Here is a 14,793-nt window from a genome sequence, read left to right on the forward strand (position 1 = left end):
TAACCTCAGATTTTCTTGATGACTTTCGCTGGATTTCCACCTATAACAACGTTACCTTCTGGAAAACTTTTTGTTACAACCGACCCAGCCCCTACAATTGTATGTTCCCCCAATTCTACTCCTGGTAATATAACTGAGTTCATTCCAATCCAACTATAATTCCCTATTTTGACATCTTCACCTGGTGCATGTGACTTCAAATTTTTAATATTATGATTAGCTGTAATAATACCTACGTTAGGCGCTATATAAACACCTCTACCTATATATATAACTGCTGAAAAATTATTAAAATACGTCCCGGGCGATTGGAAAATATGAATATCATTTTTATCAAAAACAATGTTATTAGGGTTATGCATTCTAACAGTTATATCTGCAGGAAATGGCAAGCTCGTATTTATTCCTAACAACTTGAACGGAACAGCTTTCCACGCCCATAACCATCCAGCCACTTTATTTTCAAAATAATATCCAGTTAAATATTCTTTCTTATAAAATAATAATAGTGGTGTATTCATTAATCTAAATATTTTCGATTTCATAAATGTTTTTATAATCATTCTATCCCTACTTTTTTAGTAAATTTTTTTATTATAATGCCTGGGATAATAGCTATAACATATACAACTAAAATCATAGAAATCAATGTGATTAATGGTGTCGGGTGACTAAAAATACTCGTAATAAGTCTCATATAAATATATGTACCAATAAATATCACTTCTAACGAATGACTCTTCCGAATAATATACTCACTCAGAAATGCAAAAAAGATATTTGCAATTAAATTCAAATAGAAGAATAAGGGTCCAAAATAAATAATTCCATATCCAGCACTCGAAATTAGATGCCCAGTCAATTGTTTACTACCATATATCAATTGGTTAAAAAGTTGGCTAGTAATCAACTGCTTTTTATCTACAAAGAAATTAAAACCAAAAACAGCTCTAGTATTATCAAATAAATATTGTTTGAACGAACCATTATAGTAATTCAAATAGTCTATAGAAGCTGCAATATTGCTAGGTCCATAAAAATATGACTGCAACGTGTCAACTATCTTAAGATTACTTACACTTGTACTATTTAACGCCTCGCTATATGAACTATAATTAAACACATACAATTCTTTATATAGTGTCATCAATGCTAATACGAAAATACCAACAGATATAATAATGATATTGATACGTCTTTTGTGCTTAGAAAACAAGAGTGACACCACTGTTAAAACAGCAACCATCGTATAAAGTTGATAACTTCTTCTTTCACCAACAATTAAACTAATATTTAAAATTCCTATAGCTAGCGGCAATACAACATAAATAATTTTAGGATTCTCTTTATACTTTTTATATGAAGCATATGCGATTATTAAGAATAATAACGCTAAGGCAAGTTGAAATAGCATTACAAAAAGGACATTTAAACCACTTGTTGCTTCGGTTCCTCTTCCCATTGCATCTGTTTTAATAATTAAAAATGATATGTTTTTGCGCACTTCGGGAAAAGCTACAAAAATCCCACAAATAACAAGACCAAACACAATGTAATAAATTGATGATCCAGAAAGTGTAAAGCTATTTCTTGATACCACTTCATGTTTGAATAATTTAGATAGTATCAATATAAATAGAGAGCCTATGATAAACTCCACACTCATATAAATAACCGCTTGATTAAAATAAGCTTGTCCTAATGGTAAATTATCTATAGTTGAATCCTGGAAAAACACTATCATAGCAGGTATAAATACTAATCTAAGAAAACCTAAAACATCGTATACAATTTTCGAAAATTTAAAATTCGGATTATTCGAGAAGCTTATAAAGAGCTTTCCTACTCCATAACTTATAGGTGCTAAAAATAATAAAGGTTTATCACCTAACATAAGGCAAGGAAACATTAAAATGGCAATAACATATGAAGTGACATTATATATCTTATTCATTAAATATCCTGCCTATCTCTTGATAGAACTGTTTATTATTTTCAATTACATCGTTTCTATAAGCTTCTCTCTTATGATTAATGTCCATTACATCCAAATTGTTATACCAATCCATCAATTCATCACCAATACCTTTTAAATTTTCTGGATTAATACTAAAACCCAGTCCGAATTTATTAGCTTCTGTAGCGGTGAATGTATCATCTGTTGTAATAATAGGTTTGTTTAAAAACAACGCATAATACATTCTTATGGATAAAGCAGTATCTAAAGCAATATTTTGATTACCAAACAAATTATTAAGTATATCAATTTCATTTAAATATTTCGGTGTTTCTTTCAAGTCAAAGCCGCCAGAAAATGTAATATTATTAATAAAATTTTCTCGAGCAAAGACTTCTAATTTTTCCGACCCTGTTCCAAAATATTGCATATGGAACCTTGAATCATTTGCCAGTTCCTTTATCAATTTTTGATTTATCTCATTAAATCTAACATTACCAATAAAACCTATATTAATTGGCCATCTTTTTTTGAATCCATCGGTCACATTACTTTCTCTAATAATACTCATGTTATAACTATAAATAATTCTATATTTTTCAGATTTAGGTAAAAATTTAAGAAAACCTTCTGAAGATAATGTTGTCAGCCTGCTAGCATCAACGATTTTTTTCATTCTATACTTAATAAGTTTATTATTTTCAAAAAAGTAGTCCCTTATATTTAAAATAAATTTATTTTTATAGTGTTTTTCTAAAAAACTTTTAAATAAGTGTCCTGTATAACTTCCCCATACTATGACAAAATCATAATGATTTTCTTTAAGAATTTTCATAGCGTATGGCCTAAATCGATAGTAAGCAATAGCTTTTTTGATAAATGTCCAATCTTCTTTAATATCTACTTTATATTTATAGTAATTATTGATGCCTTGGATATGTTCTTCGATATCATATTTGTCAGTGTATATAATGTCCACCTCATTGATATTCAAATCAATGTGGTTTAAATAGTGTGATAATAATGACATATGCTTAATGTTAGTAGCGCCAAGAATCGCTATCCTCATCGTCATTTCCTCCAAGTATTTCGATTGATAATATCTTTATAACTTTGAATAATTTTAACTACTTTTGTCGAAACGTTAGTGTCTTTATAATCAATAGCATCAATCATCGGTTCGTTATTGTTTTGCATCTCTCTTGCTAGTTCAACAGATTGGATTAGATTGTTATAGGTAATACCACCTACAATAACCGTACCTTTATCTAGTACTTCCGGTCTTTCTGTGGAAGTTCGAATAAGGACACCAGGGAACTTCAAAATAGACGACTCTTCTGACAATGTTCCACTATCTGATAGCACAACAAATGCATCTTTTTGCAATGCATTATAATCAAAGAAACCAAATGGCTTTAACTGTTTAACTAATGGATCAAATTCAAATTTACTTTCTTCAATTTTCTTCCAACTTCTTGGATGCGTTGAATAAATCACAGGCATTTTATACTTTTTGGCAATATCATTTATCGCATTCATTAATGATTTAAAATTCTTTTCATTATCGATATTCTCTTCTCTATGCGCAGATACTAAAATGTATTGTTGCGGTTCTAATCCTAGTTTATTTAAAACGTCACTGTGATTAATTTTATCTCGATGCGCTTCTATCACTTCTGTCATCGGTGATCCTGTCACAAAGATATTCGCTTTATTGAAGCCTTCATCTAATAAATACCGTCTGCTATGTTCCGTATAAGGTAGATTCACATCACTGACATGGTCAACAATTTTACGATTGATTTCTTCAGGTACATTCTGATCAAAGCATCTATTACCCGCTTCCATATGAAACACAGGAATCTTTAATCGTTTAGCAGATACTGCTGCTAAACAACTATTTGTATCACCAAGAATTAAAAGTGCATCCGGTTGTTCGCGTAATAAAACGTCATATGTCTTCGCAATAATATTCCCCATCGTTTCTCCGAGGTTACTTCCAACAGCCTCTAAGTAGTGGTCCGGTTGTCTTAATTCCAAATCATCAAAGAAAATTTGATTCAATGTATAATCATAATTTTGACCAGTGTGTACTAATATCTGATTAAAATATTGATCACATGCTTTAATCGTTGATGATAAACGAATGATTTCAGGCCTTGTACCAACTATTGTCATTAATTTTAGTTTTTCCATGCGCTATACCTCCAAGAAATACGTATCTGGCTGATTTGGATCAAACATTTCATTCACCCACATAATAGTTACCATATCTGTGTCGCCTAAATTTTCAATATTATGTGTGTATCCTACTGGTATGTCTACAACTTCTAATTTGTCGCCAGAAACGTAATATTCAATGATTTCATCATCATTAACATGTCTAAAACGAATTACCCCTTTACCTGATACGACTAGAAATTTTTCGTTTTTAGTATGATGCCAGTGATTACCTTTAGTAATACCTGGCTTAGAAATATTTACAGAAACTTGACCACGATCCGGTGTTTTTATAAATTCTGTAAAAGAACCCCTATCATCCACATTCATAAGTAAGGGATAACTAAAGTCTGTACTAGGTAGATAGCTTAAATACGTACTATACAAATCTTTTTCAAACAAGTTATCTAATTTCGGCAATGTTCGATCGAGACGTGACTGTTTGAACTTGTATAATAAATCTACAATTTCTCCCAATGTCACTTTAAATACATTTGGTACTGTAGGTACACCATTTTCAATCGTTGGATTTCCTTCTATAGCACGTTTTATTTCAGCGACGATATCATCCACGTAGTTTAGCGTTAGTTCAACGTCCCGATTATTAACTTGAATCTCTTCGTTACGTGCAATTTTGTAACAAAATGTTGCTATCACTGAGTTATAATTCGGCTTACACCACTTGCCGAATAAATTTGGCCAGCGATAAATATAAACCGTATTGCCATACTCTTCGGCATATTGTCTTAATAGCTGTTCACCTTGCAACTTACTCTCACCATAAGGATTATCTTGTGTTGCTTGTATTGAAGACGATAATAATATCGCCGGCTTTTTCTTATTTCTAGTTAATATATCAAGCACATGATCTAAATAACTCACGTTTCCTAAGCTGAATTCTTTGTCATGTTCAGGTCGATTAACTCCCGCTAAATGCACGACAAAGTCTGCTTTCAACAACGCTGACTCTAATTCTTCCTCTTTAGTTTGTCGATGTACTTCGAAAATATGATGATCTGTCGTTGATGTTAAATCTGCTTTCAAGTTTTTTCCTACAAAACCTTTTGCTCCTGTAATTACAATATTCAACGTCAATCTCTCCTATCTCATTGAAGCTTTATAATCATTCAATTCGTTTCTAACATATTCTAGTGTTAAAAGTTTTTCTTTTATCTCTTCCACCGTTAAAATATGTGTATTATCGGAGTTATATTCATAAGATTGCGTAATCTTTTCGTTACCGGTTTCAACATAATTACTATAATTTAAATCTCTGGAGTCTGCCGGCACTCTAAAATAATCACCCATATCTTCACATTGTGCGTATTCTTCTCTCGTCAACAATGTTTCTGCTTTTTTCTCTCCATGTCGCGTACCAATGATTTCAATTGCATTATCAGCTTCAAACAATTCTAATAATGCGGTCGCAAGATCCCCTACCGTTGAACTTGGTGCTTTTTGAACCATGATATCGCCTGTCTCTGCATGCTTAAATGCATGAACAACTAGTTCTACCGCATCTTCTAAGCTCATTAAAAATCTTGTCATATCAGGATCTGTAATCGTTAAAGGTTCTCCAGCTTTGATTTTGTCGATAAACAAAGGAATTACTGATCCTCTTGAAGCCATCACATTACCGTATCTTGTACCGCAAATAAGCGTTTGTTCACTACGAATATTTCTTGATTTGGCTACGAATACTTTTTCCATCATTGCTTTCGAAATACCCATAGCATTAATAGGATACGCTGCCTTATCTGTAGATAAACATATGACTTTTTTAACATTTTGATGAATAGCACTTTGTAAGACATTTTCTGTACCAATAATATTTGTCTTCACTGCCTCAACTGGAAAGAATTCACATGACGGCACTTGTTTTAAAGCTGCTGCATGGAATACGTAATCAACACCTCGCATTGCTGTTTCTACACTTTGACTATCACGCACATCACCAATGTAGAACTTTAATTTTGAATTATTATATTTTTTTCGAATGTCATCTTGTTTTTTCTCATCGCGTGAAAAAATACGAATTTCTTTAACATTAGAATCTAAAAACCGTTTCATAACAGCATTACCGAATGATCCTGTGCCCCCAGTAATTAATAAAATTTTGTCATCGAACATAATTATCTCCCTTTTTGCCATTGGCATAGTTAATAATTTTTTCTTTACTAAAGTCATTGACGATGTCTTGAATAATCGCTTCAACTTCATTACATTTCATATGTTGTACTTTGCCACGATAAATTTTTTCAAATACTTGTTCAGGATGAACCTCATCTTTATTCATAAGCTCTTCAAACATTTTTTCACCGGGTCTAATCCCTGTATAAGTAATGCGTATGTCGTCTTCTTTTTTACCACTTAGCTTAATTAAATTACGTGCCAAATCTACAATTTTCACTGGTTCTCCCATGTCTAGCACAAATACTTCGCCACCTTCTGCTAATGCCCCTGCCTGCAAAACTAGTCTAGAAGCTTCAGGAATTGTCATAAAGTAACGTGTCATTTCAGGATGTGTCACAGTAACTGGCCCACCTTCTTCAATTTGACTTTTGAAAAGTGGAATCACAGATCCTCTCGATCCAAGTACATTACCAAATCTCACTGCAACAAAATTTGTTCGATGCGTTTCATCATTTAAACTTTGAATAATCATTTCTGCAATTCGCTTTGAAGCTCCCATGACATTAGGTGGATTAACAGCTTTATCCGTAGAAATCATAACGAATTTCTTTACCTCTGCATTTTTAGCAGCTTCAGCAGTATTTTTCGTACCTAAAATATTATTACGTACTGCTTCTTCAGGGTTGTCTTCCATTAACGGTACGTGCTTGTGTGCTGCTGCATGATAAACTGCGTATGGTTTATACCTTTCCATAATTTCAAACATACGCGCTCTATTTTGCACATCCGCTATAATAGGAACGATATCAACATTTTTTCCGAAGCGATTTCGCAATTCACGATTGATTAAATAAATACTGTTTTCACCATGGCCAAGTAGAATAATACGTTCTGGATAGAAATTACAAACTTGTCTACAAATTTCTGATCCTATTGAACCACCTGCACCCGTAACTAAAATAGTTTTATTCGTCAATTCATTTGATATCATATCCATATCTAATTCAACAGGATCTCTGCCTAGTAAATCTTCTACTTCAACTTTTTTCAGTTGGTTCACTTCTAACTCACCAGACATGACGTCTTCTATATTTGGCATTTTCAATAACTCAACGCCATCCATATGGCAAATATTATTAATTTCTTTCAAACGCTCTTGACCAATAGTTGGAATTGCAATGATGATTTTTTTAATCTTATATTTCCTCACTAGTTCTGGAATATCCGCAATTTTACCTTGGACTTTTACACCCTCAGTAATTGTGATATTGCGTTTATGTTCGTCATCATCGACTGCTAATACCGGTTCAAGTTTCATTTCGTCACTTTTCAACATTTGTCTAATCAGCATTGAACCTGCTTGACCAGCACCAACAACTAAAGTTGGCTTCTTATTAAATGACTTACCTCCAAGGTATTTCCGATAAATACGCCAAAATAACCTTGAGCCGCCTATTAAAATCAAGTGCATCATCCAAGTAATTAAATACAATCTAAAAAACGGTCTATTGCCTGTAACAATTGTCACGACCACCATCGTAATAACGATAGATGTCGTCACAGCTTTAACAATTAATATTAATTCACTCACACTGGCATATTCCCACGCTCGATGATACATATTAAAAATAAATGCTGAAATATGATGCGATATGAATAGTGATATAGCTGCCAATATTAATAATTTGACAGAATATGTTTTGAAATACGGTTCTAAAATGTAATAACTTACGAATACTGAAAATGTCACTATCAGTGAATCGATTAAAGCTAGTATTAAAAGCCGCAATTTCACAGATAAATGTGCCATAAAACCCCTCATTTGCTGTTTATAACCCAAACCATCTTTTCTGTTTATAATCTTGTTGTGGCATTCGTTTAGGAATTTTTTTATCATCAACAACTAACTTCGCATTACTAATAAATCCGTTCATATCTTCATGATAGTCACGTAATTTCTTATCATTAAATAGGTCTTTCATTAAGAACGGTCTAATTTCTGTGTTATGCGCATCTGAACCGATGAAATGTGTCAGATTGTTTTCAATCATTTGAATTGCTAATTTTCTAATTTTTTTACCGGAAATACCCGCTAATGATGCCGTTGTCACTTGACTTAAAGCACCTTTATTAATTAAATCGTATAGTATGTCAAGGTTTTGACTTATTGCTTTATTCCGCTCTGGATGTGCAATAATCGGTACAAAGCCTTTACTCTGTAATTCGAAAAATAATTGATCAGTATAGTGTGGAACTTCATTTGATGGAAATTCTATTAGTAAATAGCGTGAATCATTAATACCGGTAATAACTTTTCGATCAATATCATTAAGGATTTGATCGGTAATTCTTATTTCCTGACCATAATAAAACTTTAGATTCAGTGCTTGTACTTCCTCTAAACTTTCAATATGGTTTAAACATGATTTCACTTTTTCTATAGGTGTGGTATATCGAGGATGTAAGTGATGTGATGTTACAATGATTTCTGTAACACCTTGTGTTGTCGCTTGTCTTAAAAGATCCAGCATCTCTGTTTCATTTGTCGGACCGTCATCGATATTAGGCAATATATGGTTATGAATATCAATCATACTTATTCATCTCCATAATAGTGATAATAACTAGAAGATTTATCTACTTTTGCCTTATTTAAAATGACGCCTAGAATGTTACTGCCTGCTTTTTCCATAAGTGTTTTAGCTTTTTTAACTTCATTTTTATCATTTTTTTCACTATCAATTACTAACAGACTATCTTTAATAGCACGCGCATATAGTTGTGCATCAGTCACGGTATTAACTGGCGGTGTATCGACAATAATAATGTCGTAACGTTTATTAAACATATCAACTAATTCTTTGAACCTTTCAGACCCAATTAACTCAGATGGATTTGGAGGTACAGGACCAGCTGTTAGTAAATCTAAATTATCAATTTCTGTCGACGTAATTGCTTCTGACATAGTCGTTCTACCAATGATTAAGCTTGATAGTCCATTATTATTTTGCTCATTAAAAATATAATTTTGTGTTGGTTTACGCATATCGCCGTCAATAACTAACGTCTTATAGCCTGCTTGTGCATAAGTAATCGCTACATTCGATACAACTGTACTTTTACCTGCACCAGGCTTTTCAGAAGTAACCAACAAGCGCTTTACTTCACCATTTGCTTTTGAAAACATGATGTTTGAACGTATACCTCGAAACTTTTCACTAATTGTTGATTTTGGTTTTTCATACACAAATAGTGTTGTTGTCGTATTTTCCTTTTTTGACATAAGTAGCAACCATCCTTAATTAAATTTTTGAATTGAACCCAATACAGGCAATCCTAATTCTTTCTCTACATCTTCTTCATCTTTAATTCGCTTATCGAAAATTACTTTGAAGAAGATATATATAAGCGCGACAACTAATCCTAAAAAGAATGCACCGATTAGATTCACTACAGTTTTTGGTGCGACTTTAACTGCTGTACCGTCTGCTTTAGATAAAATTGATACGTTATCCACACTCATAATCTTCGGAATTTGTTTACTTGTAACTTTAGCGAAGCTATTCGCAATTTTTTCCGAATCTTGTTTATGACCACTTTTAACTTGGATGTTGATAAGTTGCGTATTTTCTTGGTTTGTAATTGTCAACATACTCGACAATTTAGATGGTGAATACTTATCATCTAAGTCCTTTGACACCTCATCTAAAATTCTAGGACTTTTAACAATTTCTTTATACGTATTTACAAGTTGAATATTACTTTGAACCTCTTGCGCCATAAACTGAGGATTGTCTCCCTTAGTTTGATTCACTAAAATTTGAGTATTAGCTTGATATTTAGGTGATAAGACGAAAAATGTAACAATAGCGCTAATAATTAAAAATAATAGCGGTAAAATAATTAAAATCTTCAAGTTTTTTTGTAATACTTCTTTAATTTTTGTTAATTCTAATGTACTTTCCATTATTTACCTCCCTTAAAAATTTTCATTAAAATTGGTATTATATATATAGTATTTACATATTACATATCGTTTAAACAATTAATTACTTTTAAACCGCATTATTTTCGCCTTTTTATTTATATGAAATTAAAAACAATTATACTCTAAAGTAGTAATAGTTTGTGAAATGAGTATCAATCTTAATATTTTCTTTATTTAAAAAAATGATTGTCTAGTTTGTATCTCTCTGAAGATTTGGCAATAAATAAAAGCCGATAACCGTATAATGATTATCGACTTAAAGTTTATGTGGTATTTTTTACTTTTGTAATTTCAGGTGAGTTAGATGATTATTATCAGATAGATTATTGCTTATAATCATATGATGTTTGAATGATATCTTTGATTTCACTGATTAGCGCTTCTTTAGGATTAGCAGTTGTACACTGATCTTCAAATGCGAGCTCTGCCATTCTATCAATTGACTCATTTAATTCTTCTTCAGACACACCTTGCGATTTCAAATTCATTTCAATTCCGACTGATTGACCTAATTCGTAGACAGCTTTAGCTAATGATTCTACGAGTGCTTCTGTCGTATTACCTTTTAATCCTAAGAATTTGGCAATATCTGCATAATCTGTATCTGCTCTGAAGAACTCATATTTAGGGAATAATGCATGTTTTTGCGGGTCTTTGGCATTATAACGGATAATATGCGGTAGTAATATCGCATTCGCTCTACCATGCGGAATACCATATTCCCCACCAATTTTATGCGCAATTGAGTGTGCAATGCCTAAGAATGCATTTGCAAATGCCATACCAGCCAAAGTTGATGCGTTATGCATTTTCTCTCTTGAAACTTTATCACCTTTTTCAACAGATGATTTTAAATATTCGAACGTCAATTTAATCGCTTGTAGACTCAAACCTCTTGTGTAATCTGAAGCCATTACAGATACATATGATTCCATGGCATGCGTTAGTACATCCATTCCTGTATCTGCTGTAACGCTTTTTGGCACACTCATCACAAATTGAGGGTCAATAATTGCAACATCAGGTGTTAAAGCAAAATCAGCCAACGGATATTTTACATTTGTTTCACTATCTGTGATAACTGCAAATGGTGTTACTTCTGAACCTGTACCTGATGTCGTAGGGATACAAATGAACGTCGCATTTTCAGGCATGCCTATTTTATAAGTACGTTTACCGATGTCTAGGAACTTTTGTTTAGCACCGAAGAATGATGTCTCAGGGTGTTCAAAGAACATCCACATTGCTTTTGCAGCATCCATCGCTGAACCACCACCAAGTGCAATGATTGTATCCGGTTGGAAATCAACCATCATTTCCAGACCTTTATATACTGTATTCGTTGATGGGTTCGGTTCGACTTCGCTAAATATTTTAATTTGAGGCTGTTCCGTTCTTTGTCTTAATACATTCTCAACTGTTTTTGTATAACCGAATTCAACCATGCCAGGGTCACAGACAATCATCACTTTTTCAATCTTGTCCATTGTTGTTAGACTCATGATTGCATTTTCTTCAAAATAAATTTGAGCAGGCACCTTGAAAATTTGAGTATTATTACGTCGTTTAGCAATTGTTTTAATGTTTAATAAATCTGTCGCACTAACATTATGTGAAATTGAGTTTCTACCGTACGAACCACAACCTAATGTTAAAGACGGAATCAATTCGTTATACATATCACCAATACCTCCAACCGCTGATGGTGTATTTACAAGTACACGACAAGCTTTCATTCTTAGTCCAAAATCTTTTTGTAATGTTTCATCTTCTGTATGGATAACGGCTGTGTGTCCTAATCCACCAAAATGTAGTGTGTCTTCACAAATTTGAAATGCTTGTTTTATAGATTGGGCTTTTACTAAGGCTAATACTGGAGATAATTTTTCACGAGATAACGGATAGTCTGAACCTACACCGCTAATTTCGGCTATGATAAGTTTTGTATTTTCGGGGACAGGTATACCTGCTAATTCAGCTATTTCAACTGCAGATTTACCGACAATATCAGGCTTAATACCTGTTTTTTGTTCATTCATAATTGCATTTTCTAAGCGTTGTAATTCATCTTTTTTAACAAAATATGCTTGATGTGCTTTAAATTCATTAGTAACGTCTTTATAAATTTCTTTATCAATGACTACAACTTGTTCAGAAGCACAAATCATACCATTATCAAATGTTTTTGAACCAATGATATCATTTACTGCACGCTTAATGTGTGCTGTTTTTTCAATGTAAGACGGCACGTTACCTGGTCCCACACCTAATGCCGGTTTGCCAGTTGAATATGCAGACTTGACCATGCCCGAACCACCTGTTGCTAGAACTAATGCAATACCTTTGTGATTCATTAATTGTTTTGTTGCTTCGATAGAAGGCACTTCAATCCATTGAATAATATCTTTAGGTGCACCTGCCTTCATTGCCGCTTCTAATACAACTTCTGCTGCACGCTTCGACGATTCTTGCGCACTTGGATGGAATGCAAAAATGATTGGATTTCCTGTCTTAATTGCAATCATCGCTTTAAAAATAGTTGTCGACGTAGGATTTGTTGTTGGCGTAACACCACAAATAACACCAATTGGTTCCGCTACATACGTTAATCCTTTTTCTTTATCTTCACCAATAATCCCTACTGTCTTGTTGTCTTTTATTGAATTCCATATATATTCAGAAGCGTATAAATTTTTAATCGCTTTATCTTCGTATATACCTCTTCCAGTTTCTTCATGTGCTAATTTTGCTAGCACCATATGTTGATCAACAGCTGCTAAACTCATTTGATGAACAATATGATCAATTTCTTCTTGTGACTTTTTAGATAATGCTTCTAATGCTTTTTTCCCTTTGTCAGCTAGAGCATCAATCATAATTGCCACTTCTTGTTCTTTCGATCCACGATTTTCTTTTTCAGGTATAGTTAACATATACAACCACTCCTTTATACTTTGTGAATTATTTCACAAAAATTATAGTACATGTCTCTCAGGATATAAAGAAAATTCTATACAAAAAAGTTTAATTTCGAATATTATTTGAACAAATATCAAATTTTAAAATAAATGTTTTCATGAAATCATTGTTATTTCGGTGTTTTTAGAATGATTTTATAATCATAATTTTTTCAATGACATAATTTATTCATAATTATATATTTAATTCTGAATATTCTTTAATAGCCTAAAAAAGCTTGTTATATCGCACAAAACACAACATTAAAAGGTCCTTGTCGATACCTATCAATAGATGTTACAAATAAAAACCTCGAACTGAAATGATGATCTTTTCAGCTCGAGGTTTAAATATTGGTGCCTTATTTATATAGATTCGTTATATTATATTCTCTATTTTCATTAACATAATCCTTAAAGAGTTTTAAATTAATACCTGCTAGATGATTCAAAAATGTTTCATCAACTTTTAAATAATTCAATAATTTTTGTGGTGTCAGTATATTTCTATCAAAATACAACTTTAATAAACTATTCATTTTGACAGGACGTGACATTTCAATCACGTCGTCTAAAGGCTCTTTACTTTTATAGCCTTTTTTATTTAATGATGCCCAAAAATATCTGTACTGAGTACTAGACATTAGACCTAGATAATAGGCTCTCATTGCAATTGCTTGTATAGAAACATACCATTTTTCTTTCAATACAGCTAAATAATCAGGATTTGATTTTTTTGTCATTTGATCAAAGTCCTTTTTAAACGCTTCTTCAGGTAGTAAAAATTCAGAGGCGAAAATATCTGCCTCATGTTCAATTGTCTTATATTCTTCAGGAGATAATAAGTCGAATTGAATATGACGATGTAGAACGAGATGTCCCAGCTCATGTGCAAGATCAAAATTCCTTCTAACTGCTACCCCCTTATTTGTACCCAGTATAATAAAAGGTGTCAGATCTTTACTCCAAAAACTATATGCGTCTATGCTATCATTAATTCGCTTTTCGTATATAACTATACCCGCTTTTTCAAGCATAAATAATAGTGCTTCATTGCTTTCGTCTTGAAGAATTTTAGCCCTCACAACTTTAGCAATTTCTTTTATGCTTTCTTTTTTATTTAGTGATTCTAAATTACCATTCAACAAGTCATCTAAATTATTTATTAAAGATAAAATAATATTATCCGGTATCTTTACAAAAGAAAATAAGTAGCTAGTTAAATTAGATAAATACATTGCTTGATAATATTGCTTATTTAATAGTTTCGTAGATACTTTATAATTTTTTGCTCTAAAAGCTATACTATGTTTATCGACAGAATTTATTAGGAGCTCTTCGGGCTGCTCGCTAATAAAGTAGCTAGATTTAACATTAAAAATAGATGTCATATCATAAATTTTACTAATTTCTGGCATCATATTTTTTGTTTCATATTGCCAAATTGCTTGTTCACTCACATTTATTTTTTCTGATAATTCTTTTCTACTTAGAGCATTAAGCTTTCTCACGTATTCTAAATTCTTGCCAATAAACAT

At 32.3% G+C, this 14,793-nt stretch carries 12 protein-coding genes; all 12 read right to left on the reverse strand.

The window, feature by feature from the left end; translation table 11 throughout:
- Positions 1 to 5 precede the first annotated feature (5 nt).
- The 12 genes from cap8J to IDG45_RS03405 all read right to left on the reverse strand — a co-directional run bounded on the left by cap8J (position 6) and on the right by IDG45_RS03405 (position 14,793).
- A complete protein-coding gene (gene cap8J / locus IDG45_RS03350; protein WP_000584661.1) occupies positions 6 to 563 on the reverse strand; it encodes a type 8 capsular polysaccharide synthesis protein Cap8J in 558 nt (185 codons plus the stop codon).
- The gene (gene cap8I / locus IDG45_RS03355) at positions 560 to 1,954 is read right to left on the reverse strand and encodes a type 8 capsular polysaccharide synthesis protein Cap8I (RefSeq protein WP_001034054.1); all 1,395 of its coding nucleotides are present in this window, start codon (positions 1,952 to 1,954) and stop codon (positions 560 to 562) included. The genes cap8J and cap8I overlap by 4 nt, the downstream gene beginning before the upstream one ends.
- A complete protein-coding gene (gene cap8H, locus IDG45_RS03360) occupies positions 1,947 to 3,026 on the reverse strand; it encodes a type 8 capsular polysaccharide synthesis protein Cap8H (RefSeq protein ID WP_001216929.1) in 1,080 nt (359 codons plus the stop codon). Before cap8H ends, cap8I begins: the two co-directional genes overlap by 8 nt.
- A gap of 2 nt (positions 3,027 to 3,028) precedes the next feature.
- The gene (cap8G, locus tag IDG45_RS03365) at positions 3,029 to 4,153 is read right to left on the reverse strand and encodes a type 8 capsular polysaccharide synthesis protein Cap8G (protein ID WP_000413171.1); all 1,125 of its coding nucleotides are present in this window, start codon (positions 4,151 to 4,153) and stop codon (positions 3,029 to 3,031) included.
- 3 nt (positions 4,154 to 4,156) lie between these two features.
- Entirely contained in the window at positions 4,157 to 5,266 is a 1,110-nt protein-coding gene (gene cap8F / locus IDG45_RS03370) for a type 8 capsular polysaccharide synthesis protein Cap8F (RefSeq protein ID WP_001028289.1), read from the reverse strand.
- 12 nt (positions 5,267 to 5,278) lie between these two features.
- The gene (gene cap8E / locus IDG45_RS03375) at positions 5,279 to 6,307 is read right to left on the reverse strand and encodes a type 8 capsular polysaccharide synthesis protein Cap8E (protein ID WP_000459067.1); all 1,029 of its coding nucleotides are present in this window, start codon (positions 6,305 to 6,307) and stop codon (positions 5,279 to 5,281) included.
- Entirely contained in the window at positions 6,297 to 8,120 is a 1,824-nt protein-coding gene (gene cap8D, locus IDG45_RS03380; protein ID WP_000940788.1) for a type 8 capsular polysaccharide synthesis protein Cap8D, read from the reverse strand. The genes cap8E and cap8D overlap by 11 nt, the downstream gene beginning before the upstream one ends.
- A gap of 19 nt (positions 8,121 to 8,139) precedes the next feature.
- Complete coding sequence (gene cap8C, locus IDG45_RS03385; protein ID WP_000565299.1) at positions 8,140 to 8,904, reverse strand: type 8 capsular polysaccharide synthesis protein Cap8C; 765 nt, start codon at positions 8,902 to 8,904, stop codon at positions 8,140 to 8,142.
- 2 nt (positions 8,905 to 8,906) lie between these two features.
- Positions 8,907 to 9,593 (reverse strand): type 8 capsular polysaccharide synthesis protein Cap8B, encoded by a 687-nt coding sequence (gene cap8B, locus IDG45_RS03390; RefSeq protein ID WP_000037326.1) that lies wholly within the window; start codon positions 9,591 to 9,593, stop codon positions 8,907 to 8,909.
- Positions 9,594 to 9,608: 15 nt separating this feature from the next.
- Positions 9,609 to 10,277 (reverse strand): capsular polysaccharide type 5/8 biosynthesis protein CapA, encoded by a 669-nt coding sequence (gene capA / locus IDG45_RS03395; protein ID WP_000446296.1) that lies wholly within the window; start codon positions 10,275 to 10,277, stop codon positions 9,609 to 9,611.
- 344 nt (positions 10,278 to 10,621) lie between these two features.
- Entirely contained in the window at positions 10,622 to 13,231 is a 2,610-nt protein-coding gene (gene adhE / locus IDG45_RS03400; RefSeq protein WP_000955773.1) for a bifunctional acetaldehyde-CoA/alcohol dehydrogenase, read from the reverse strand.
- A gap of 386 nt (positions 13,232 to 13,617) precedes the next feature.
- Positions 13,618 to 14,793: a spr1629 family repressor/antitoxin gene (locus IDG45_RS03405; protein ID WP_000469825.1), complete on the reverse strand. Its 1,176-nt coding sequence runs from the start codon at positions 14,791 to 14,793 to the stop codon at positions 13,618 to 13,620.

Origin of the sequence: Staphylococcus sp. EG-SA-10 (genome assembly GCF_017151945.1) — a bacterium.
In the GTDB taxonomy this organism is placed as follows: domain Bacteria; phylum Bacillota; class Bacilli; order Staphylococcales; family Staphylococcaceae; genus Staphylococcus; species Staphylococcus aureus.